The organism is Veillonella parvula (genome assembly GCF_001553335.1).
Classification (GTDB): domain Bacteria; phylum Bacillota; class Negativicutes; order Veillonellales; family Veillonellaceae; genus Veillonella; species Veillonella parvula_S.
Genome location: NZ_KQ960813.1, coordinates 5,424 through 5,651, shown reverse-complemented (window position 1 = coordinate 5,651; position 228 = coordinate 5,424). Strand labels below are relative to the sequence as shown.

The window sequence follows — 228 nt, the reverse complement described above, 5'->3', positions numbered from 1 at the left end:
ACAAGCACAGTGGAGCCTAATTTATTAGTTTTCACACCACCCACATTGGCATCAAACTTAAGGCCCGTAGCCGTTTGAGCCGCTATAGCATCTTTCACTTGATCTTCTGTGGCAGCACGACCGGATACAATTTTATCCGGATTCCAAGTCTTATTATCTAAACCTGTTACATAATTACCGGTTTCATTATCTCCGCCTGCATTAGTCACTGTTTGGCCGCCCATAACA

At 43.9% G+C, this 228-nt stretch carries 1 protein-coding gene; it reads right to left on the bottom strand.

The features are described 5' to 3' along the window. Positions 1-228 (bottom strand): hypothetical protein (locus HMPREF1865_RS09605; protein ID WP_196484513.1); only part of this gene is annotated, 228 nt, incomplete at both ends.